This is a genomic window from Mycobacterium sp. PSTR-4-N (genome assembly GCF_022348085.1).
Lineage (GTDB): Bacteria > Actinomycetota > Actinomycetes > Mycobacteriales > Mycobacteriaceae > Mycobacterium.
On the sequence record NZ_JAKRFN010000016.1, the window covers coordinates 1 to 21,089 of the forward strand.

Annotated in this window: 21 protein-coding genes; 12 read left to right on the plus strand and 9 right to left on the minus strand. The window is 70.3% G+C overall.

Annotation, left to right across the window (positions count from 1 at the left end; all coding sequences use genetic code 11):
* Positions 1 to 166: 166 nt before the first annotated feature.
* From MHN84_RS19625 to MHN84_RS19640, 4 genes are read right to left on the minus strand one after another with little or no spacing between them, the layout of a single operon-like run.
* Positions 167 to 1,399 (minus strand): NAD(P)/FAD-dependent oxidoreductase, encoded by a 1,233-nt coding sequence (locus tag MHN84_RS19625; RefSeq protein ID WP_241206181.1) that lies wholly within the window; start codon positions 1,397 to 1,399, stop codon positions 167 to 169.
* Entirely contained in the window at positions 1,396 to 2,781 is a 1,386-nt protein-coding gene (locus tag MHN84_RS19630; RefSeq protein ID WP_241206182.1) for an NAD(P)/FAD-dependent oxidoreductase, read from the minus strand. Before MHN84_RS19630 ends, MHN84_RS19625 begins: the two co-directional genes overlap by 4 nt.
* Positions 2,778 to 4,211 carry an FGGY family carbohydrate kinase gene (locus tag MHN84_RS19635; protein WP_241206183.1) on the minus strand — a complete coding sequence of 478 codons (1,434 nt, stop codon included), beginning with the start codon at positions 4,209 to 4,211 and terminating at the stop codon, positions 2,778 to 2,780. The genes MHN84_RS19630 and MHN84_RS19635 overlap by 4 nt, the downstream gene beginning before the upstream one ends.
* The gene (locus MHN84_RS19640) at positions 4,208 to 5,686 is read right to left on the minus strand and encodes an amino acid permease (protein ID WP_241206184.1); all 1,479 of its coding nucleotides are present in this window, start codon (positions 5,684 to 5,686) and stop codon (positions 4,208 to 4,210) included. Before MHN84_RS19640 ends, MHN84_RS19635 begins: the two co-directional genes overlap by 4 nt.
* A gap of 150 nt (positions 5,687 to 5,836) precedes the next feature.
* Between MHN84_RS19640 and MHN84_RS19645 the strand changes: the two genes are divergently transcribed.
* Genes MHN84_RS19645 through MHN84_RS19670 form a run of 6 tightly spaced genes read left to right on the plus strand, consistent with a single transcriptional unit; the run spans position 5,837 to position 9,859 of the window.
* Positions 5,837 to 6,565 (plus strand): GntR family transcriptional regulator, encoded by a 729-nt coding sequence (locus MHN84_RS19645; protein WP_241206185.1) that lies wholly within the window; start codon positions 5,837 to 5,839, stop codon positions 6,563 to 6,565.
* Positions 6,566 to 6,598: 33 nt separating this feature from the next.
* A complete protein-coding gene (gene nadD, locus MHN84_RS19650) occupies positions 6,599 to 7,243 on the plus strand; it encodes a nicotinate-nucleotide adenylyltransferase (protein WP_308192965.1) in 645 nt (214 codons plus the stop codon).
* Positions 7,227 to 7,598 carry a ribosome silencing factor gene (rsfS, locus tag MHN84_RS19655; protein ID WP_241206334.1) on the plus strand — a complete coding sequence of 124 codons (372 nt, stop codon included), beginning with the start codon at positions 7,227 to 7,229 and terminating at the stop codon, positions 7,596 to 7,598. The genes nadD and rsfS overlap by 17 nt, the downstream gene beginning before the upstream one ends.
* Positions 7,595 to 8,272 carry a glucosyl-3-phosphoglycerate phosphatase gene (gene gpgP, locus MHN84_RS19660; RefSeq protein ID WP_241206186.1) on the plus strand — a complete coding sequence of 226 codons (678 nt, stop codon included), beginning with the start codon at positions 7,595 to 7,597 and terminating at the stop codon, positions 8,270 to 8,272. The genes rsfS and gpgP overlap by 4 nt, the downstream gene beginning before the upstream one ends.
* Positions 8,262 to 9,002 (plus strand): diglucosylglycerate octanoyltransferase, encoded by a 741-nt coding sequence (gene octT, locus MHN84_RS19665; RefSeq protein WP_241206187.1) that lies wholly within the window; start codon positions 8,262 to 8,264, stop codon positions 9,000 to 9,002. Before gpgP ends, octT begins: the two co-directional genes overlap by 11 nt.
* 2 nt (positions 9,003 to 9,004) lie before the next feature.
* Positions 9,005 to 9,859 carry a DegV family protein gene (locus MHN84_RS19670; protein ID WP_241206188.1) on the plus strand — a complete coding sequence of 285 codons (855 nt, stop codon included), beginning with the start codon at positions 9,005 to 9,007 and terminating at the stop codon, positions 9,857 to 9,859.
* Here MHN84_RS19670 and MHN84_RS19675 read toward each other — a convergent pair.
* Positions 9,837 to 10,880: a dihydrodipicolinate reductase gene (locus MHN84_RS19675; RefSeq protein WP_374238394.1), complete on the minus strand. Its 1,044-nt coding sequence runs from the start codon at positions 10,878 to 10,880 to the stop codon at positions 9,837 to 9,839. The two genes, MHN84_RS19670 and MHN84_RS19675, sit on opposite strands and share 23 nt — an antisense overlap.
* A gap of 49 nt (positions 10,881 to 10,929) precedes the next feature.
* Between MHN84_RS19675 and MHN84_RS19680 the strand changes: the two genes are divergently transcribed.
* Positions 10,930 to 11,739 (plus strand): SDR family NAD(P)-dependent oxidoreductase, encoded by an 810-nt coding sequence (locus MHN84_RS19680; RefSeq protein WP_241206189.1) that lies wholly within the window; start codon positions 10,930 to 10,932, stop codon positions 11,737 to 11,739.
* Here the strand turns inward: MHN84_RS19680 and MHN84_RS19685 are convergent.
* The 3 genes from MHN84_RS19685 to MHN84_RS19695 are packed head-to-tail and all read right to left on the minus strand — an operon-like array spanning position 11,729 to position 14,546.
* Positions 11,729 to 12,721 carry an acyl-CoA dehydrogenase family protein gene (locus tag MHN84_RS19685; RefSeq protein ID WP_241206190.1) on the minus strand — a complete coding sequence of 331 codons (993 nt, stop codon included), beginning with the start codon at positions 12,719 to 12,721 and terminating at the stop codon, positions 11,729 to 11,731. The genes MHN84_RS19680 and MHN84_RS19685 overlap by 11 nt on opposite strands.
* Positions 12,718 to 13,857: an acyl-CoA dehydrogenase family protein gene (locus MHN84_RS19690; protein ID WP_241206191.1), complete on the minus strand. Its 1,140-nt coding sequence runs from the start codon at positions 13,855 to 13,857 to the stop codon at positions 12,718 to 12,720. The genes MHN84_RS19685 and MHN84_RS19690 overlap by 4 nt, the downstream gene beginning before the upstream one ends.
* Positions 13,857 to 14,546: a hypothetical protein gene (locus tag MHN84_RS19695; RefSeq protein ID WP_241206192.1), complete on the minus strand. Its 690-nt coding sequence runs from the start codon at positions 14,544 to 14,546 to the stop codon at positions 13,857 to 13,859. The genes MHN84_RS19690 and MHN84_RS19695 overlap by 1 nt, the downstream gene beginning before the upstream one ends.
* A gap of 108 nt (positions 14,547 to 14,654) precedes the next feature.
* Here MHN84_RS19695 and MHN84_RS19700 point away from each other — a divergent pair, with 108 nt between their 5' ends.
* Genes MHN84_RS19700 through holA form a run of 3 tightly spaced genes read left to right on the plus strand, consistent with a single transcriptional unit; the run spans position 14,655 to position 17,947 of the window.
* Positions 14,655 to 15,497 carry a ComEA family DNA-binding protein gene (locus tag MHN84_RS19700; RefSeq protein WP_241206193.1) on the plus strand — a complete coding sequence of 281 codons (843 nt, stop codon included), beginning with the start codon at positions 14,655 to 14,657 and terminating at the stop codon, positions 15,495 to 15,497.
* Between the two features lie 27 nt (positions 15,498 to 15,524).
* Positions 15,525 to 16,997, plus strand: a complete 1,473-nt coding sequence (locus tag MHN84_RS19705; RefSeq protein WP_241206336.1) for a ComEC/Rec2 family competence protein — start codon at positions 15,525 to 15,527, stop codon at positions 16,995 to 16,997.
* An 8-nt stretch (positions 16,998 to 17,005) separates the two neighbouring features.
* A complete protein-coding gene (gene holA / locus MHN84_RS19710) occupies positions 17,006 to 17,947 on the plus strand; it encodes a DNA polymerase III subunit delta (protein WP_241206337.1) in 942 nt (313 codons plus the stop codon).
* 9 nt (positions 17,948 to 17,956) lie between these two features.
* On the opposite strand, the gene rpsT is transcribed toward holA, so the two are convergent.
* Complete coding sequence (gene rpsT / locus MHN84_RS19715) at positions 17,957 to 18,217, minus strand: 30S ribosomal protein S20 (protein WP_221362558.1); 261 nt, start codon at positions 18,215 to 18,217, stop codon at positions 17,957 to 17,959.
* Positions 18,218 to 18,428: 211 nt separating this feature from the next.
* Between rpsT and MHN84_RS19720 the strand changes: the two genes are divergently transcribed.
* Together MHN84_RS19720 and MHN84_RS19725 are read left to right on the plus strand one after the other, a co-directional pair.
* A complete protein-coding gene (locus MHN84_RS19720; RefSeq protein ID WP_241206194.1) occupies positions 18,429 to 20,060 on the plus strand; it encodes a circularly permuted type 2 ATP-grasp protein in 1,632 nt (543 codons plus the stop codon).
* Between the two features lie 12 nt (positions 20,061 to 20,072).
* Positions 20,073 to 21,047, plus strand: a complete 975-nt coding sequence (locus MHN84_RS19725) for an alpha-E domain-containing protein (RefSeq protein ID WP_241206195.1) — start codon at positions 20,073 to 20,075, stop codon at positions 21,045 to 21,047.
* The last annotated feature ends 42 nt before the right edge of the window (positions 21,048 to 21,089 follow it).

The following is a 21,089-nucleotide window of genomic DNA, read 5'->3' on the forward strand; positions in this document are numbered from 1 at the left end:
CTCGACAACGTCGCCGCCGAACTCAACGGCCGACCCCGCAAAACCCTCGACTGGAAAACCCCAGCCGAAGCCCTTAACCAACTACTGTCCAAACCGCCAACTGTTGCATCGACCCCTTGAACTCAAGGCGCGTGTTGCGGATGAAACCGCACACTCGCGGCAGAAGTCAGGAGAGGGAGACGGTGACGTCGCCGCCCTTGGGGTCCGCCCCCGCGACCAGCGACCACGGTGCCCGGTACACCCGACCGGGCGCCGCCGGCCACAGCGTGCGGGCAGTGCCGACGACGCGCCCGTCCTGTACTGCGCGCAGCGCGGGCAGCCGGCGGTATTCGTCGGTCCACAGCAGTAGATCACCTCGCGGCGCGCTGCCGCCGACCGTCGACACCCGCTGCGGCGCAACCCACGTCAACGGCGCCTGCGCCCGGATGTGCGCCGCGCTGTACACCGGTTCCGCCGTGCCGCCGGTGTGGAGCCAATGCTCGACTGCCGCGGCGACGTGGCGACCGTCTAGCGCGGCGCCGTCGGCCGTGTCCACCGGGTGCAGCAGGTTGCCGACCGCGAAGACGCCGGGCCGGCTGGTGCGCAACGCGGCGTCGACGACGGGCCCGCGGGTCGCCGGGTCCATGTCCAGCCCGCCGGTGCGGGCCAGCTCGTGATCGGGAATCCAATCGCCGGTGAAAACGACGGTGTCGCAAGCGATGTCGCGGCGGGCGCCGTTGCGCTCGACGGTGACCGATTGGACCCTGCCTTTGCCGTTGACGGCCACCACCCGGCTGCTGCTCAGCACCGGACCTGACATCAGCGCCCGGCCCGGAAGGCGGAACGCGGCGTACGCCTCGGCGCGTGGATATCGGCTGATCATGGCAACGGTCGCACAGCCCGCCTCCCGTAGCGTCAGCACCGCTGACCAGCTGACCAGTTCGGCGCCGACGATGACGGCCCGGGTGCCGACGTGGCCGTGGTGCAGGTGCACGAGATTCTGCAGCTGTCCCGTGGTGTACACACCGTCGGGCCGGTCGCCGGGGATCAGCCGTGCGGGGCGGGGCCGTTCCCGCGCACCCGTCGCGAGGATCACGGCGTCGGCGGTGACGGTCCGCACCCCGCGCGGCGAGGTGATCTGGAGCGTGCGCTCGCCCGCCCAGCCGGTGACCATCGCCTCGGTCTCCAGCGTCGCGCCCGCCTCAACCGCCATCGCGGTCAGCCGCCGCGCGTAGGCGGGTCCCGAGACGAACCGGTGCAGATCCCGCATGCCGTAGCCGAGATGGTCACTGTGGCGGGGGATTCCACCGGTGTGGCGTTCCCGATCGAGCACGAGCACCTCGCCCTCGACGCGGGGCGCCAGCGCGGCGGCCGCGGTCAGCCCGGCGGGTCCGCCGCCGATGATCGCGACCCGGCTCATCTCGCCACTCCCTCGGCCAGCAGCTCGGCGGTGTGCGCGCCGCAGTAGAAGCCCTGGCATCGCCCGTTCATCACCCGGGTGCGGCGCCGCAGACCATCGAGATCGGCTGGGGGAATGGAAGATTGGAATGCGTCTCGGATCTCACCGACGCTCACGCGTTCGCAGAAGCAGACCAGCCGGCCGTAGTCGGGGTCGGCGGCGATGCGCTGCCCGTCCTGATAGGGCCGCACGCCGGTCTCGCCGATGTTCGGCATCCGCGGCGGAGGCGGCAGACCCTCCCGCTCGGAGACGTCGACCCCCGCCTCGGCGAGCAGACCGCAGACGTACTCGGCCACCGCCATCCCCGAGGTCAGGCCGGTGGACCGGATACCGCCGACCAGGACATAACGCGCGGCCGCGTCGAGGTCGATCACGTAGTCGTCGTGATTGCTCGCCGCCCGCAGGCCCGCGTACGTCGCGGTGATTTCCTCCTCGAACAGCGCCGGCATCAGTGCGCGGCCCTTCGACACCAGGAAGTCCAGCCCCTTCTCCGACGTTCCGGTCGCCGTCCGGTCGGTCAGGTTCTCGGACGTCGGACCGACCATCACGTTGCCGTAGATGGTGGGGCTGACGAGAACGCCCTTGCCGCGCGAGGACGGGACGGCGAGCACGATCACCGGCACCATGGGCCGCGCCAGCTTGTCGAACACCAGCAATTCACCGCGTCGCGGGGTGACGGTGAGGCGCTTGTATCCGAACTGAGCGTCGAGGTGATCGGCGCCCAGGCCGGCGGCGTTGATCACCCAGCGGGCGCGGATCTCGCCACGGGTGGTGTGCACGGTGGTGTGCTGGGCGCCGGGCTCCACGGTCGTCACACGCGCGCCGCGGACCAGCGTCGCGCCGCGCGCCACCGCATCGGTGGCCAGCGCGAGGTTCGTGGTCCACGTGCAGATGATCGACTCGCCGGGCACGCTCAGGCCGGCCATCGCCCCGGGCCCGAGCGAGGGGACCCGACGATAGACCTCGTCGGCACTCAAGAGCCCGCAGTCGCGGTAGCCGTTGCCTTCGGCCTTGACCATCAGGCCGGGCAGCGCGTCGACCTCTTCCTGGGTCCAGGCGACGAGCATGGCGCCGGTGCGCTCGACGGGGATTCCGGTTTCTTCGGCGTAGGCGCCGAGCAGGTCGTAGCCGCGGGCGACGAGACGGGACTCCAGAGTGCCGGGGGTGGCGTCGAACCCGGTGTGCAGCAGCGCGGTGTTGGCCTTGCTGGTGCCGTCGCCGACGTCGTCACGGGCCTCGAGGAGCGTGACGGACAGGTGGGTGCCGGCGAGCGCGCGGGCGATCGCCGCGCCGACGATGCCTGCGCCGACGACGACGACGTCGGAGACATGTTCGGCAGTCATTGGGTGGTCTCCTCAACGGTGCGGCGCCAGCGCGCCAGGAAGTCGGTGCTGCGCTCGGCCGGCCAGCGCGGTTCGTAGGTGCGCTGCGGGGTCCAGGCGCCGATCGCGTCGCTGACGGCGAGGCCGGGATCGATGGTGAGCCGGGCGCATGCCGCGGCGCCGAGCGCGGTGGCGTGCGGTGACGGGTAGACCTCCACCGGGAGCTGCGCCAGATCGGCCTGGGCCTGCATCAGCACCTCGGACCGGGTCAGGCCCCCGTCGACCCGCAGCCGGGTCAGCGGCCGGCCGAGGTCGGCGCAGACGAGTTCGGTCAGTGCGGTCACCTGCGCGGCGACCCCCTCCAGCAGCGCCCGGACCAGGTGCCCGCGGGTGCTCGACAATGTCATGCCGGTGAAGCTGGCGGTGGCCGCGGCGTTCCACCACGGCGCCGCGAGCCCCGCCAGAGCGGGCACGCAGACCACGCCGTCGCTCGTGTCGGCGGACACGGCGTCGAGCTGGTCGGGCGCGGGCGCCAGACCGAGATCCACGGCCCACCGGACCGCCGATGCCGCGGTGTAGACCTGGCCGTCGACGCAGAACGCGGTCTCGTCGTGCAGCCGCCAGGCCACCGACGTCGTCAGCCCCCACCGGGATCGCACCGGCTCGGTGCCGAGCTGGGCGAGAAGGAACGCCCCGGTGCCGTATGTGCATTTCGCCGAGCCGGGCTCCAGGCAGCTCTCGGCGAGCAGGGCGGCCTGCTGGTCGACGATCAGGCCGCCGACCGGCAGCGTCGGCCCGAACACGTCGGTGTGCCCGACGGTCTGATCGCAGGCCACGATCTCGGGCATCGATTCGCCGGCGAGTCCGAACAGCGCGACGAGCTCGTCGTCCCACTCCGGGACCCGGACCGCCTGGTCCAGCGTGGTCAGCAGGGAGCGGCTGGCCGTCGCGGCGTCGGTGACGAACGCGCCGCAGAGCCGGTGCACCAGCCAGGTGTCGGTGGTGGTGACGACGCCGTCGCGCGTCCTGTTCTCCCGGATCCACGCCATCTTCGGCGCCGAGAAGTACGGATCGAGGACGAGGCCGGTGCGTTCGGCGATGCGCGCACCGTGCTCGACCAGCGACCCGCACAGCGCTTCGGCGCGCCGGTCCTGCCACACGACCGCCGGGGTGAGCGGAGCGCCGGTGGCGCGGTCCCACGCGAGCACGGTCTCGCCCTGGTTGGCCAGCGCCACCGCGGCCACGGGCACGCCGGCCTCGGCGAGCGCGCGGCGTCCGGCGGTGACGACACTCGCGAACAACGCTTCGGGGTCCTGCTCGACGCCGCCGCCGGGCAGGTAGTCGGGCCGCAGCGGCACCTCGGCCGTTGCGCACACCCGGCCGCGGTCGTCGACGACGACGGCCTTGGTGCCCGAGGTGCCCTGGTCGATCGCCAGGATCGCTCCGCTCACTCCCGCAGCTCGGCGTCGATGGAGGCCATGTCGGGCATCGTCAGCCCCGCACGACCGTGTCGGATCAACAGATAGACGAGGTAGGCCGCGCCGATCGCGACCATCACCAGGACGTAGGCCCACGCCTGCTCGAAGGCGGCGTCGCGGAACAGGGCCAGCTCGAAGGCCAGCCAGACGACTGCCACCACCAGGATCGGCATCTCCCACTTTCCGAGATCGAACTTGCCGTTACGGGGAAGCGACGAGCGCTTGACCAAGTACAACACCACCGTCGAGGCGTACATCACAGCAGGCAGGAGTGTCGCGGCGCTGAAGAGGGTGAACAGCGCGGTCTCGGAGTGGGCGAATATCGCGAGGATCAGCTGTGCGAGCGCGAAGTACAGCAGGGTCGCCTTGAACGGGGTGTGGAAGCGGGGCGAGATCTGGTTCCACTGTTGCCAGCCGGGGAAGCGGCGGTCGCGGGACATCGCCCAGGTCAATCGGACGCCGGTGATCATGATGACCAAACCGCACGCGAAGATCGCGAGCACGACCATGAGCAGCAGCAGTGTCGCCACCACCGAGCCCAGGGTGTTCTTGATGACGTCGGCGATCGGGGTGCCCGATTCGGCCAGTGCGACGGGATCGCCGGCGGCGAGCGTGACCGCGATGAGGAACACGAAGCCGAGCACACCGGAGGCCAGCACCGCATTGCACATGGCGCGTGGCACCACGCGCTCCGGATCGTGGGTCTCCTCGGCGAGGTTGGCGGCGGATTCGAAACCGACGATCGTGAACGCGCCCAGCAGGAAGCCCAGCATCCACGGTCCGGCCGATGTCCAGTCGCCGAAGCTCCAGAATCCCTCCGTCGCCACCGCACCCTTGCTGACGAGGTTCGCGACATCGATATCGCCGCGCACCGCGCCGACCACGAGCAGCAGCACCGTCAACAGCGCCATCCCGATCAGCTCCAGCGTCACCAGGCTGTTGTTCACCCGCTCGGCCCACGGGGTGGACAGCGCCACCAGCAGGGCCTGCAGGATCAGGACACCGGCGGTCATCACCCAGGCGATCGTCGGGGTGCTGTCATAGCTGAGCAGCACGGGCAGGATCGTCGAGGCGATCGTGTAGTCGACCGCGACCACCACGATCGCGAGGAACGTGAACGAGATCCAGCCGATGATCCAGCCCAGGGTGGGGTTCGCCAGCCGCGACATCCACTGGTAGTGGTAGCCGGTGACCGGGATGCGGGAGGCCAGCGCGCCCAGCACGAATGCCACGGCCAGCTGCCCGACGACCGCGATCGGCCAGGTCCAGATCCCGACGGGGCCGGAGCTGTTCAACACCGCCCCGTAGGTGGTGAAGATGCCCGTGGCGATCGAGACGAACGCGAAGGCGACGGCGAACGAGGCGAACCTGCCGGTACGCCGCTCCAGGGATTGGGTGTAGCCGAACTGAGCGAGCTCGGCCGAGTCGCGGGAGTCAGGGCGGGTCACGGGAGCCTCCTGGCCGTTCGATTGATGGTATAGACCATGTGGTTGAACCAAAGTATGAAGGTCACTTGTGACGCCCGTCAATCCGGAAACCGACTTTTTACCCCGCCGTCACACCGGTCGAAGCCCAGCTCGCAGGACTAATCTGACGGGATGGCCTCGGGCACGCCGCTGTACATGTCGATCGCCGCGGACGTCCGCGACCGGATAGCCACCGAGCAATTGGGTCCGCACACCCTGCTGCCGTCCGAACGTGAACTCGCCGAACAGCACGGCGTCAGCCGGATGACCGCGCGTCAGGCGCTCTCACTGCTGGAGAGCGAAGGAGCGGTCTACCGGAAGCCGCCACGCGGCACCTTCGTCGCCGAACCGCGCGTCCGCTTCCACGTCGGTAGCTTCTCCGAAGAGGTGGCACGGATGGGGCGGCGGCCGGCGGCGAAGCTGCTGTGGGCCGAACACCAGACCGCCAAGCCCGCGGTCGGGCGCGCGCTGGACCTGCCCGACGGCGCCGCAGTGCACGTGTTCTACCGGCTGCGCAGCGTCGACGACGTGCCGTTCGCGCTGGAAACCACGTACCTGCCCGCCGACCTCACTCCCGGAATCCTCGACGAGCCGGACGACGGGTCGCTGTGGGCACTGCTGCGCTCGCGCTACGGGATCGACCTGGCGCGGTCCACCGCGGTGCTCGAGTCGATCGTGCTCGACGACGCGTCGAGCATGCAGCTGGGCGTGCGCGCCGGATCGGCGGGCACCCTGCTGACTCGCAGCACCCGCGACACCTCCGGCCGATGCGTGGAGTACGCGCGCGACGTGTACCGCGCCGATCGCGCGGCCTTCGAGGTCTCCGAGGAGTTGGGCGCCCACCGGCTCTCATCGGTCTGAGGCCTGCGTTTCGGTCCCGTAAGCTCGCTATTCGTGCAAACGCGACGGCGGCTCGGGGTGATGGGTGGAACCTTCGACCCCATCCACCACGGCCACCTCGTCGCCGCCAGCGAGGTGGCCAACCTGTTCAGCCTCGACGAGGTGGTGTTCGTACCCACCGGCCAGCCGTGGCAGAAGCGCAGTAGAACCGTCACCCCCGCCGAGGACCGCTACCTGATGACGGTCGTGGCCACCGCGTCGAACCCGATGTTCTCGGTCAGTCGGGTCGACATCGACCGCGGCGGCCCCACCTACACCAAGGACACCCTGCGGGATCTGCACGCGCTCAACCCCGACGCCGACCTGTACTTCATCACCGGTGCCGACGCACTGGCGTCGATCTTGTCCTGGCAGAACTGGGAAGAGATGTTCTCGATCGCGCGTTTCGTCGGGGTGAGCAGGCCGGGCTACGAGCTGGACGGCAAACACATCTCCGCCGCCATGGCCGAACTGCCCGACGATGCCCTGCATCTGGTGGAGGTGCCGGCGCTGGCCATCTCGTCGACCGACTGCCGTGAGCGTGCCGAAGCCTCGCGGCCGATCTGGTACCTGGTGCCCGATGGTGTCGTGCAGTACGTCGCCAAACGGCATCTCTACCAACCCCATGTGAAGGAGACCGCCCCTGACCGCCACACCTGAAGCCATCCACATGGCCGAGACCGCCGCGCGTGCGGCGGCGGCCAAGCTCGCCGACGACGTCGTCGTCATCGACGTGTCCGAGCAGCTCGTCATCACCGACTGCTTCGTCATCGCCTCGGCGTCCAACGAACGCCAGGTCAACGCGATCGTCGACGAGGTCGAGGAGGAGATGCGGCAGGCCGGGTACAAGCCCGCGCGCCGCGAAGGCACCCGGGAGGGCCGCTGGACCCTGCTCGACTACGTCGACGTGGTGGTGCACATCCAGCACCAGGACGAACGGAACTTCTATGCCCTGGACCGGTTGTGGCGCGACTGCCCGCTGGTGCCGGTGGAGCTGTCCGGAGACGACGCGTGACGGTGCGCAAGCTGGTCATGCTGCGGCACGGACAGACGGAGTACAACGCCGGCAGCCGCATGCAGGGTCAGCTGGACACCGACCTGTCGGATCTCGGCCGTGAGCAGGCCGTGGTCGCAGCCGAAGCGCTCGCCAAACGTCAGCCGCTGCTGATCGTCTCGTCGGACCTGCGCCGGGCCCTCGACACCGCGGTGGCGCTGGGTGACCGGTGCGGTCAGCAGGTGTCGCTGGACACCCGGCTGCGGGAGACACACCTGGGTGACTGGCAGGGGATGACCCACCTCGAGGTCGACGAGGTCGCCCCCGGGGCCCGGCTGGCGTGGCGCGACGACGCGCGCTGGGCCCCCCACGGCGGGGAGAGCCGGGTCGACGTCGCCGACCGCAGCCTGCCGCTGGTGCGCGAACTGGTGGCCGGCCAGCCGGAGTGGGGTGCCGATGCCGCCGACCGGCCCGTGGTGCTCGTGGCGCACGGCGGGTTGATCGCCGCGCTGACCGCGGCGCTGCTCGACCTGCCCGTCGACAACTGGCCCGTCCTCGGCGGGCTGGGCAACGCCAGCTGGGTGCAGTTGGCCGGGCACACCCGCCGCGACGGCGATCCGGCGAGCCTGGCCGACATCCGCTGGCGCCTCGACGTGTGGAACGCCTCGGCGCAGGTCGCAGGCGATGTCCTCTGACGCCGGCCGTCGCACGCTGCTCGTCTTCTGCGACTCCCTGTCCTACTACGGCCCGACCGGCGGCCTGCCCGCCGATGACCCACGGATCTGGCCGAATCTCGTTGCCGCGCAGCTCGACTGGGATGTCGAGGTCATCGGGCGGATAGGCTGGACCAGCCGCGACGTGTGGTGGGCGGCGACGCAGGATCCGCGGTCGTGGGCGGCGCTTCCCCGCGCCGGCGCCGTGGTCTTTGCGACGTCGGGTATGGACTCGCTGCCATCGGTGCTGCCCACCGCGCTGCGGGAATTGATCCGCTACGCCCGGCCGCCGCGGCTGCGACGCTGGGTGCGCGACGGCTACAGCTGGCTGCAGCCGCGGCTCTCGCCGATCGCGCGGCCGGCGCTACCGCCGCATCTGACCGTCGAATACCTCGAGATGACGCGCGCCGCCATCGATTTCAACCGGCCCGGGATACCGGTGGTGGCGTCGCTGCCGTCGGTGCACACCGCGGCGTCCTACGGCAAAGCGCACCACGGCCGGGCCGGCACGGTCGCCGCGCTCACCCGCTGGGCGCAGGAGCACGCGGTCCCACTGGTCGACCTGAAAGCCGCCGTCGCAGACGAGATCTACAGCGGCCGCGGCAATCCCGACGGTATCCACTGGAACTTCGAGGCGCACCGGGCGGTCGCCGACATGATGCTCAAAGGGCTCGCTGAAGCCGGTGTCCCGATCCCGGATTCGCGCACCTGACCATGGCCGTGGTGGTGGTCAGCGACTCCTCGGCTCGCCTGGGCGACGAGGCGGCACGGCGTGGCATCCGTGAGGTGCCGTTGCACGTGCTCGTCGACGGTGCCGATCTGCGCGACGGCGTCGACGACGTCCCGCATGATCTTCACGACCGGCCCAAGGTCACGACGGCGGGCGCCGCACCGACGGAATTGGCCGAGCACTATCGCCGTGCGCTGGCCGACAGCGACGGCGACGGTGTGGTGGCCGTGCATCTCTCGGCGGCTCTGTCGAGCACCTACAGCGCTGCCGTCACTGCCGCGCGCGAGTTCGGCGCGTCTGTGCGCGTGGTGAATTCGCGCTCGGCGGCGATGGGCACCGGGTTCATCGCGCGGGAGGCGGCGCGCTGCGCGGCCCGCGGCGGCGATCTCGACGCGGTCGCCGAGGCGGCCCGCGGGGCCCGCGACCGCACCCGGGTTTTCCTCGTGGTGCACCGGCTGGACAACCTGCGCCGCAGCGGACGTATCGGTACCGCGTCGTCGTGGCTGGGCACCGCGTTGTCGCTCAAGCCGCTGCTGAAACTGGACATGGACGGCCGGCTCGTGCTCGATCAGCGCATCCGCACCGTCAGCAAGGCGCACGCCGCGCTGGTGGATCGCGTCGCCGACATCGTCGCCACGGGGCCGGCGGACGTGGTGGTGCACCACGTCGACAATCACGATGCCGCCGACCGACTCGGCGCGGCGCTGACCCAGCGGCTGCCGCAGTTGTCGTCGTTGACCGTCGAGGACATGGGTCCGGTGCTGTCGGTCCATGTCGGCGGGGGAGCGGTCGGGGTGGCCGTGCAGGTGTCCGAGGTCAGCCCGCGAACCGGCCTGTGATCGGCGGCAGGTCGGCCAGCGTCACGATGCCCGGCGGCGCCGCCACCACTGCGGGCACCGCGTTGGTCACCGGCAGCGCGGTGTAGATCATGCCCAGGCCCATGAAGCCGGGCTCGGTCCAGTCCCTCGGCGGCAGACAGTGCACGACGGTGCGCATGTTGGGCACCCCGAACACCTGCACCACATGCCCGTGCTCCAGAGGCTTCGGGGGTGTGACGTGGCTGCCCATGATCCAGTTGAAGCCGACGCTGACCACGTTGCGTTCACCGACCCAGCCGCGGTGGTATCCCATCACGGCGCCCACGGTGCCCTCGGGGATCGTCATGAACCCCAGGTCGCTGTCTCCGGTGGCGGCGGTGAACGTCACGTCGAAGGTCATCCGGTCCAGCGTCGCGCCGATGGCGTCGGCCATCATGGCGGCCGACTCGGCGAACACCTCGCTCTCGCGGCGCACACTCTCGGCCAGACCGGGGGTGTCGGGGTGCCGGCCGAAGCCCATCGCGGTCTGTGTGCCGGCGGATTCGTAGGTCGAGCAGTCCACCGACTCGGTGATCCGGATCTCGTCGACCCGCTCGCATGCGCCGCTGAGCACCATGCCGACCAGATTCGACATCCCCGGATGTGCACCGCTGCCGAAGATCGTGGAATTGCCGCTCGCGCAGGCGTTTCGGATACGTTCGAGGTCTTCTGGTGACTGCTTGCCCCCGGTGATCCAGGCTGCCGACGAGCAGACGTTCACACCGGCTTCGAGCAGCCGCACCAACTCGTCGACGCTCGGCCACAGCGGGTTGTAGCAGCAGGCGTCGGGACGCAGCGCGATCAGCGCCTCGATGTCGTTCGTCGCTGCGATCCCGGTCGGCTCGGGCCAGCCGGCCAACTCGGCGGCATCCACGCCCACCTTGTCCGCGCCGTGGGCGTAGACGCCGACGAGCTCCATGTCGTCGCGCCCGATGATCGCGTGCAGAGACCGGCGGCCGATGTTCCCGGTGGTCCACTGGATGACCCGCAGGGGCTTGTCCATCGACATGGCATCTGACATGGCGTCAACCTACCGCCTCTAGAGTTGCCGCATGGGTGAGTCGACGCGGGTCGCCGTGGTGACAGGTGCCAGCCGGGGAGCCGGGCACGGCATCGCCTCGGCGCTGGCCGCTCACGGCTGGCGGGTGTACGGAACCGGCCGCGGTGTCGATCCCGCCCCGCACTGGGGTGTCGGCGTGCAACTCGATCACCGTGACGACGACGCCGTCGGCGAGTTCTTCGACCGGCTGGCGCGCGACGAGGGACGGCTCGACCTCCTGGTCAACAACGCGGCCGCGATCTCCGACGACCTGGTGGGCCCGGATCCGTTCTGGCGCAGGCCGAGAGCGCTGGCCGACGTCCTCGACGTCGGCTTGCGATCCTCCTACGTCGCCGCCTGGTACGCCGCCCCGCTGCTCATCGAGCGAGACCGCGCGCTCATCGCGTTCACGTCTTCTCCCGGAGCGGTGTGCTACATGCACGGCCCCGCCTATGGAGCGCAGAAGGCGGGCACCGACAAGATGGCCGCCGACATGGCGGTCGACTTCGCCGGCACCGGCGTGGCGACGGTGTCGATCTGGATGGGCATCCTGCTCACCGAGCGCATGCGCCGCATGTTCGACGGCAATCCCGCCGCACTCGAGGGCTTCGCCTCCCATGCCGAAACACCGGAATTCACCGGGCATCTCATCGACGCGATGTTCGGCGATCCGCAACTCTCCCAGCGCAGCGGCCGGGCCGTGATCGGCGCAGAGGTGGCGCGCGAGTACGGGATCACCGATGCCGGGGGCCGGGTTCCTCCGTCGCACCGCGACGTGCTGGGCGCACCGCGCGAACCCAGCTCGGTGATCGTCAGGGGCTGATCAACGACCACAGCCCGTGTGGGGCGGCCTGCACCGCCATGTCGGCCAGCCGCTGATCCCAGTGCCTCGTCGAGCCGAATTCCGAACGCCACGCCAGTGCCGCCCGCGTGAAGTGGTGCAGTCGGTGCTCGATCGTGGTGCCGATCGCGCCGTGTACCTGGTGGGCGTTGCGGACCACCACGGAGGACGCGTGTCCGGCGCACGAACGGGCTGCTGCCACAAGGAATTCCAACTGCGGGGCCGCCCAGTCGGTGGCCGTGGCGACCGACAGGGCTGCCTCCGTGGCCGAGCGGGCCAGCGCGGCCTCGCACGCGATGTCGGAGACGAGGTTCTGGACGGCCTGGAACTTCGCGAGCGGGCGGCCGAACTGGATGCGGGTGGTCGCGTGGTCGACGCACGATTCGAGCGCGCTGTCCAGTGCCGCGCAGATCTGTACGGCGCGCACCAGGGCGCCCTTGAGGCGCAGCGTATCGACGAGTTCCCCGGCGACCGCGACGCCGGACACCGCCGCGATGTCGACGGCGACGGTGTCGCGAGGTTCGCCGATCATGTTGGCGCCCGGCGTGATCGAGACATCGGTGGCGTCGACGTCGGCGACCCGGTAGCCGTCGTCCTGCTGCCACACCAGCACGATCCGCCGTGCGCGGGACGCCCACGGTACCCCGTCTGCGCGGCCTCGGGAGTCGAGCAGTGCCACGGTGCGTGGCCGGGAGTCGGCGGGGACACCCGCGGCGTCGAGGAGCCAGCAGGCCAGAAGATCGTGCTCGGCCACCGGGATTCGCGCGGCATGGCGTACCGCGGCGGACAGCAGCTCGGCGGCCTCGGCCCATCCGGCGCCGCTGCCGCCGGAATCCTCCGAACCGGTGAGCCGGATCAGGCCCAGAGCGTCGAGGCGATCCCACAGATCCCTGTCGTCGCCGTGTTCGGCGAACACGGCCGCCATCATGGCGGTCAGCGCGGCATCGACCTCGGACACGCTCATCGCAACCCCAATCCGCGGGCGATCACGCCGCGCAACACCTCGTTGGTGCCCCCGCGGATGGTGAAGCCGGGTCGCTGGTCCACCGCCGCCTCGGCCAGCGCGGCGATGCTCGCACCGTGTTCGGTTGCCAGATGACCGTATTCGGCGATATCGCCTTCGGTGGTGGTGCCAAGGACCTTGACGACGGCGGCGGGCACGTCCGCCGGCTCGCCGCGCTGCAACGCGCCGGCCACCGCGGAGGACATCTGATGAAGGCCGGCGACACGGCCCACGAGTCTGCCCAGCTCGGCATCGCGCGGGAGCTCGCCGTCGCTCATCGCCCGAGCCATCGCGTCGAGGAGTATGAACGTCGAGAGCACCCGTTCGGGTCCGCTGCGCTCGAAGGCCAGCTCCGAGGTGACCTGCTGCCAGCCGGCGCCGATCTCGCCGAACACCATGTCGTCGGGCACGAATGTGTCGTCCAGGATCACCTCGTTGAAGTGGTGGGCGCCGTTCATCGACGTGATGGGCCGGATCTGCACCCCCTCGCCGCGCAGGTCCACGATGAACTGGCTCAGTCCCGCGTGCCGGTGGGCGGGATCCACGGGTGCGGTGCGTACCAGCGCGATGAACGCGTGGGCCAGATGCGCACCGGAGGTCCACACCTTCGTGCCGGTGAGCCGCCAGCCGCCCTCGACCCGCTGCGCGCGGGTCCGCACACTGGCCAGGTCCGAGCCGGAATCCGGCTCGCTCATGCCGATGCCGAAAAAGCATTCGCCGGCAACGATTCTCGGGAGGAAATGAGCCCTCTGTCGCTCGGTGCCGTACTTGAGCAGTGATGGCACGATCTGCCTGTCGGCGATCCAGTGAGCAGCCACCGGAGCGCCCGCGGCCAGGAGTTCCTCGGTCACCACGAAACGTTCGAGGAACGACCGTCCCGGCCCGCCGTACTCCACAGGCACCGTCATGCCGAGCCAGCCGCGGGCGGCCAACGCCGCGGTGAACGCCTCGTCCCAGCCGGACAGCCACACATCGACCGAGGGGTGGAAGGTGCCCGCGGCGCGTTGCTCGGCGAGGAAACCTCGAACCTCGGCGCGCAGTCCGTCGGTGCTCGAATGGTCGCCGCTCGACTGCGGTACCAGGCGGGGAAGCGCCATCACTCTCCTACGGGTTCTCGGGCGTCGTCGGCGTCTCTGGCCCCGTCACCGGCCTCGCCACTCGCCTCGTCGGTGTCCTCGGGGGTCGCGGTGGATTCCCCGGCGGTCGGGATGCCGAGCGCGACACCGAGTCCGGCGACGAACAGCACCGACAGCAGGCCACCGACGTAGTGGTTCATGGGGCCGCCGGGGGAGATGAAGCTGCCGGGCGGACCGATCACCGTGATGGTCTCGATCAGCTGTTCCACCGCGAAGACGGCGGCGAGGATGCCGAGCCACCGCGGCAGCCGGCCCTCGTTGGCGTACAGCAGGATCGGTGCGGCCACCACGATGTTGGCGATCGTGGCCACGGGAAGCCACATCACGCCGACGTCCTCGATGGCGCGTGCGGTGGCGACCGCGGTCTGGCCGGGCCGCAGCGAGAGTCCGCCGAGGAACCAGACGGCGATGCAGAGTTCGGCCACCAGCAGGGTCGAGCCGATCGTGAACAGGTGGGCGGGCGGTCCGCTGAGCCGGTCCCGGGCGAAGGCCAGCACCACCACGAGCGCCAGCGCGGCGAAGGTCAGCAGGAGAGCCTGCACGCGGGTGACACCGGGGTCGGCGCCGGGCAGCGCGTGGAGGACGACGACGGCCGTGGCGTACAGCACCGCGAACGCGGCGCCGGCGATCATCGGGGCTCGACCGTTCATTGGCGGTCATGCTATCCCGCTGTCCCCAGAGCCGAGTTCATCCACAGGCCGGGCGGGCTGACGCGGCGCATCGCCGTGCCCGTCGGCGGGCGTGCCTACCGTCGCGGTATGTCGAGCGAACTGCCTGCCGAGCGGCTCCGGCGGCGCCTGGGTTCCGACGTCGCGGCGGACATCACGGCGGACCCTGCGGAGCCCGACGACGACGGCGCCGACTCCGTGCTGTCGCGCTGGCTGCCCGAGCAGAGCACTGACCGCGGCCCGGCGTGGCTGTCACGTGTGCGCGCCGACCCCGGCCGCGCCGGGGTCGTCGCTCTGGGCGTCGTCGGCGTGATCGCGGTGCTCGTGACGGTCATCAGTCTGATGCGTGACCAGCCACCCGCGGTGGTGTCGGCCAGGCTTCCGCCGGTCGAGATGGCGGCCTCCGGCGCCCCCGCGCCGCTGACCTCGGCGGCGCCGGGACCTGCCGTGGTCAGTGTCGTCGGGCTGGTACACCGCCCCGGTCTGGTCACGCTCGAGCCGGGAGCACGGATCGCCGACGCGCTCGAGGCGGCGGGCGGGGCGCTCGACGGCGCAGACGTGCTCGGCCTGAACCTGGCGCGCAAGGTCGCCGACGGCGAACAGATCGTCGTGGGCATCGGCGCGGTGCCCGGGCAGCCGACCGAGATGGGCAGCTCGGTGGTGTCGGATGCGTCCGCGCCACCGGGGTCACCCACGACCTCGTCGGCGGGTGCGCCGCCGGCGGCAGGGGCCGCGCAGACACCGGTCGACCTGAACACCGCGACCGCCGAGCAACTCGATGCCCTGCCCGGCGTCGGTCCGGTCACCGCGGCGGCGATCGTGGCGTGGCGGGACGCGCACGGTCGCTTCGGCAGCGTCGATCAGTTGGGCGACGTCGACGGGATCGGCCCGGCGAGGTTGGACAAGCTGCGCCCCCTCGTCGCGGTGAAGTGACCGAGCGGTGAAGTGACCGAGCGTGCGATGACCGATGTGCGGCTGATCCCCGCGGCGCTGACCGCGTGGGCGGTGACGGCCGCCGGGATCGTGTGGGGTTACGCCGCCGCAGGTGCCGCCGTCGTCGCTGGGGTCGCGGTGACCGCCGCGGCGGGGTGGTGGGCGAGCCGGAGACAGGCCACGGGCGGGCGGACGGAGCGAGGTTCGGTGGTGGTCGCCGCGACGGCGGTCGCTCTGGTGGGTGGCGGGTTCGCGGTCGCGGTGTGCCTACGTGTCGACGTCGTGGACCATCACCCGGTGACGACGCGCATCGGATCGGTCGCAGACGTCGTGGTCACACCCGACGAAACGCCGCGTGTGCTCGACGGTGGCCGGACGATGTTCCGGGCCACGCTCGTCCGCCTCGACGGTGCTCCGTCGTCCGGTGCGGTGCTGGTGTTCGCCTCTGGCACCGATTACGTGGCGCTCCAGGCGGGTCGACCGGCGGGTTTCCGCGCCCGGGTGGGCCGCCCGGGTCGCCGCGATCTCAGCGTCGCGGTGTTGTCGGCGACCGGGCGGCCACGCCTCGGTGAGGCAGCTCCGGTGTACCGGCTGGCGCACCGCATTCGGGCGGACTTCGCCGAGGCGGTCCGCCTCGTCCTGCCGGCGGACCAGGCGACCCTGCTGCCGGCGCTCGTGCTCGGGGACACCTCTGCGGTGTCAGCGCAGACCGCCAAGGATTTCCGGGTCGCCGGGTTGACCCACCTGATGGCAGTGTCCGGCGCGAACATCACGATCGTGTGCGCGGCGATGCTGCTCAGCGCTGCGCTGCTCGGACCCCGGATCGCCGTCGTGCTTGCCGCCGTCACGCTGGCCGGCTTCGTCGTCGTCGTCCAACCGTCGGCGAGCGTGCTGCGGGCCGCGGTCATGGGCGCCATCACGCTGCTGGCCGTGCTCACCCATCGTCGCCGGCAAGCGCTGCCCGCGTTGGCAACCGCGGTCATCGTGCTGATGATCGCCACTCCGCAGCTCGCGGTGGACGTCGGCTTCGCGTTGTCGGTATCGGCCACCGCGGGCCTGGTTCTCGTCGCGCCGGTGTGGTCGCAGCGACTGACGCGCCGCGGCTGGCCGCGCCCGCTCGCCGATGCGGTCAGTGTGGCGTTGGCCGCGCAGCTGGTCACGGCCCCGCTCGTGGCGGGGGTGTCGGGGTCGGTGAGCCTCGTCGCGGTGATCGCCAATCTGGCCGTCGCGCCGGTCATCGCGCCGATCACGGTGATCGGGACGGCCGCGGCGGCGCTGTGCCCGCTGTGGCCGGCAGGTGCCCAGCTGCTCATCCGGTTCACCGGTCCGGAGGTGTGGTGGCTGGCGAGTACGGCCCGCTGGGCGGCCGCGGTGCCGGTGGCGGCACTGCCGGTGCCGTCGGGCCTGGCCGGAGTGGCGGTCGTCGCGGCCGGCTCCTGCGTGGTTGCGGCGGTGTGGCATCGGGGGCTGTCGGGCCGGCGTGGCACCATCGTCCGGTGAGCACCGGCCTGCACCTGATCCTCGGTGACGAGGAGTTGCTCGTCGAACGCGCCGTCGCAGCGGTCCTGGCTCAGGCGCGCGCCTCGGCGGGCACCACCGACGTCCCGGTCGACCGCCTGCGGGCCGGGGAGGTCAGCGCCAGTGAGATCGCCGAGCTGCTCAGCCCGTCACTGTTCGCCGACGAACGCGTGGTCGTCCTCGAATCTGCAGCCGAGGCGGGCAAGGAGGCGGTGGCCGTCATCGAGGGCGCCGCCGCTGATCTGCCCGAGGGCATGCTGCTGGTGGTCGTGCATTCCGGCGGCGGGCGGGCCAAGGCGCTCGCCGATCGGCTGAAGAAGCTCGGCGCCGAGGTCCACCCGTGCGCGCGGATCACCAAGGCCGCCGACCGCGTCGACTTCGTCCGCAAGGAGTTTCGCGCGCTGCGTACGAAGGTCTCCGATGACACCGTCGACGCGGTGATCGATGCCATCGGCTCGGATCTGCGGGAGCTGGCGTCGGCCTGCTCGCAGCTGGTGGCCGACACCGGCGGTGTGGTCGACGCTGCCGCGGTCCGGCGGTACCACTCCGGGAAAGCGGAGGTGAAGGGTTTCGACATCGCCGACAAGGCCGTCATCGGCGACGTCGCCGGGGCTGCCGAAGCGCTGCGCTGGGCGATGTTGGCCGGTGAACCGCACGTCGTGCTGGCCGATGCGCTCGCCGAGGCGGTCCACACGATCGCACGGGTGGCGCCGTTGTCGGGTGATCCCTATCGGCTCGCCGGAGAACTCGGCATGCCGCCCTGGCGCGTGCAGAAGGCGCAGAAACAGGCGCGACGATGGTCGCGGGATTCCGTGGCCGAAGCGCTGCGTCTGGTGGCAGCGCTCAACGCCGACGTCAAAGGCGCGGCGGCAGATGCCGACTACGCGCTGGAGAACGCGGTGCGCTCGGTCGCCTCACTGGTCAGCGACTGAGGCGGCGCGTCAGATCTTGTTGAGCGCCTTGGCCAGCGCCGACTTGCGGTTGGCGGCCTGGTTCTTGTGGATGACGCCCTTGCTGGCCGCCTTGTCGAGCTTGCGGCTGGTCGAGAGCAGCAACGCGCCGGCCTTGTCCTTGTCACCGGCCTCGACGGCCTCCCGGAACCCGCGGACCGCCGTGTGAAGCGACGACTTCACCGACTTGTTGCGCAGTCTGCGGCGCTCGTTGGTGCGGTTCCGCTTCTCCTGCGACTTGATGTTGGCCACGCGTGTAATCCTTCGGCAATCTCGACGGGTTGGGATGAGTCTGGGGGCGCCCGCGGGGGGCAGCGACTGTTCAGGTTAGCAGCGAGCGAGTACATCACCCAAAACGGAGGCCACTGGCCTGCCGAAACGGCGGAAATGCTGCAGCATGGCAAGGTGCGTGTCTGGAGTACATGCACAGCGCACGTCTGCGTACGGGAGGAGCACGAGAGCTTTGCCGACAGAAACCGCACGAACCACACGCACCACCAAGCCGACCCGACGGCACGAGGGCATCTTCGGCGGATACAACAAACTCGGCACCTACGCCCAGGCATTCGACGAGATGTTCGATGCCAATGGCACCGTGCGCGGCCCCTACAAGGGCATCCACAAAGAGCTGGCCCCTGCCGACGTGGCCGACCTCGAGGCCCGCTCCGACGCGCTGGACCGCGCCTTCATCGACCAGGGCATCACGTTCTCGCTGTCCGGGCAGGAGCGACCTTTCCCGCTCGACCTCGTCCCTCGGGTCATCTCCGCGGCTGAGTGGACGCGCCTCGAGCGCGGAATCCGCCAGCGGGTCCAGGCCCTGGAGATGTACCTCGACGACATCTACGGCGAGCAGGAGATCCTGCGCGACGGAGTGATTCCGCGCCGGCTCGTCACGTCGTGCGAACACTTCCACCGCGAGGCCGTCGGCATCATCCCGCCCAACGGGGTGCGCATCCACGTCGCCGGTATCGACCTCATCCGCGACGCGCAGGGGACGTGGCGTGTGCTGGAGGACAACCTCCGGTCCCCATCCGGGGTGTCCTACGTGATGGAGAACCGCCGCACGATGGCGCGGGTGTTCCCGAACCTGTTCGCCACCCACCGGGTGCGCGCCGTCGGTGACTACTCGTCGCACCTGCTGCGCGCGTTGCGCAACGCAGCGGCCAACAACGTCGCCGATCCCACCGTCGTCGTGCTCACCCCCGGGGTCTACAACTCGGCGTACTTCGAGCATTCGCTGCTCGCCCGGCAGATGGGCGTCGAGCTCGTCGAGGGTCGCGACCTGTTCTGCCGCGACAACACCGTGTACATGCGCACCACCGAGGGGGAGCGCCAGGTCGATGTGATCTATCGCCGCATCGACGACGATTTCCTCGATCCGATGCAGTTCAAGCCCGATTCGGTACTCGGCGTGGCGGGCATCCTCAACGCCGCCCGCGCGGGCAACGTCGTGATCTCCAGCGCCGTGGGCAACGGAGTAGGAGACGACAAGCTCGTCTACACCTACGTGCCCACGATCATCGAGTACTACCTCGGCGAGAAGCCGCTGCTCGCCAATGTCGACACCTATCGCTGCTGGCTCGACGAGGAACGCGAAGAGGTGCTCGACCGCATCGACGAGCTGGTCATCAAACCCGTCGAGGGCTCCGGCGGCTACGGCATCGTGTTCGGGCCCGACGCGTCGGCCAAGGAGCTCGCGACGATCACCCGCAAGATCAACGCGGACCCGCGAGGCTGGATCGCCCAGCCGGTCATGCAGCTCTCCACGGTGCCGACGCAGATCGACGACGAACTCGCACCCCGCCACGTCGACCTGCGACCCTTCGCGGTCAACGACGGAGACGACGTCTACGTGCTTCCCGGTGGGCTGACCCGGGTGGCGCTGCCCGAAGGATCGTTGGTGGTGAACTCCAGCCAGGGTGGTGGCTCGAAGGACACCTGGGTGCTGGCCTCGCGCACGTCGGTCGCCGACCGTGAACTGGGCGCCGCCGAGGTGGTGCGCTCCCTGCCCCGGGCGGCGGCCACCAAGAACGGCAGCCGCAACGGCAAGGCCGAGTCCAGTCACGACCAGCAGCAACAACAGCAGCAGCAGTAGGGGAGGGCGACGATGCTGGCCAGAAACGCCGAATCTCTCTACTGGATCGGGCGCTACGTGGAGCGCGCCGACGACACCGCACGCATCCTCGACGTCACGGTGCACCAACTCTTGGAGGATTCCAGCGTCGACCCCGACCAGGCGTCGCGCACCCTGCTGCGGGTGCTGGGCATGGATCCGCCCGACGAGGTGCTCGACGTGTGGTCGTTGACCGACCTCGTGGCCTTCAGCCGGGAGACCTACGGCGGCTGCTCGATCGTCGAGGCCATCTCGGCCGCCCGGGAAAACGCCCGCGGCGCACGCGAAGTCACCTCCACCGAGATCTGGGAGTGCCTGAACACCACCTACAACGCCCTGGCCGAACGGGAACGCGCCGCCAAACGGCTCGGCCCGCACGAATTCCTGTCCTACGTGGAGGGCCGCGCCGCGATGTTCGCCGGGTTGGCCGACTCCACGCTGTCGCGCGACGACGGTTACCGCTTCATGGTGCTCGGACGCGCACTGGAGCGGGTGGACATGACGGTTCGTCTGCTGCTGTCCCGGGTCGGTGACAGCGCGTCGTCGCCCGCATGGGTCACGCTGCTGCGCTCCGCCGGTGCCCATGACACCTATCTGCGGACCTACCGCGGCGCCCTCGACGCCGGCCGCGTCGTCGAATTCATGTTGTTGGACCGGCTGTTCCCGCGGTCCATCTTCTATTCGCTCAGGCTCGCCGAACACAGCCTCGACGAGCTGATGAACCGGCCGCACGGACGTCTCGGCGCCACCGCCGAAGCGCAGCTACTGCTGGGCCGCGCGCGCAGCGAGTTGGAATTCCTGCGGCCCGGGGTGCTGCTCGAATCGCTCGAGGAACGCTTGGCCGCGCTCCAGAAGACGTGTTTCGACGTGGGAGAGTCGGTGGCGCTGCAGTACTTCCACTCCGCGCCGTGGGTGGCGTGGACAGATGCCGGGCGCAATGCACTGGTGATCGAAGAAGGGGAGATCTGAGGCCGATGAGCCTGTCGCGCAGCGATGAGCCCTCGGGCGAAG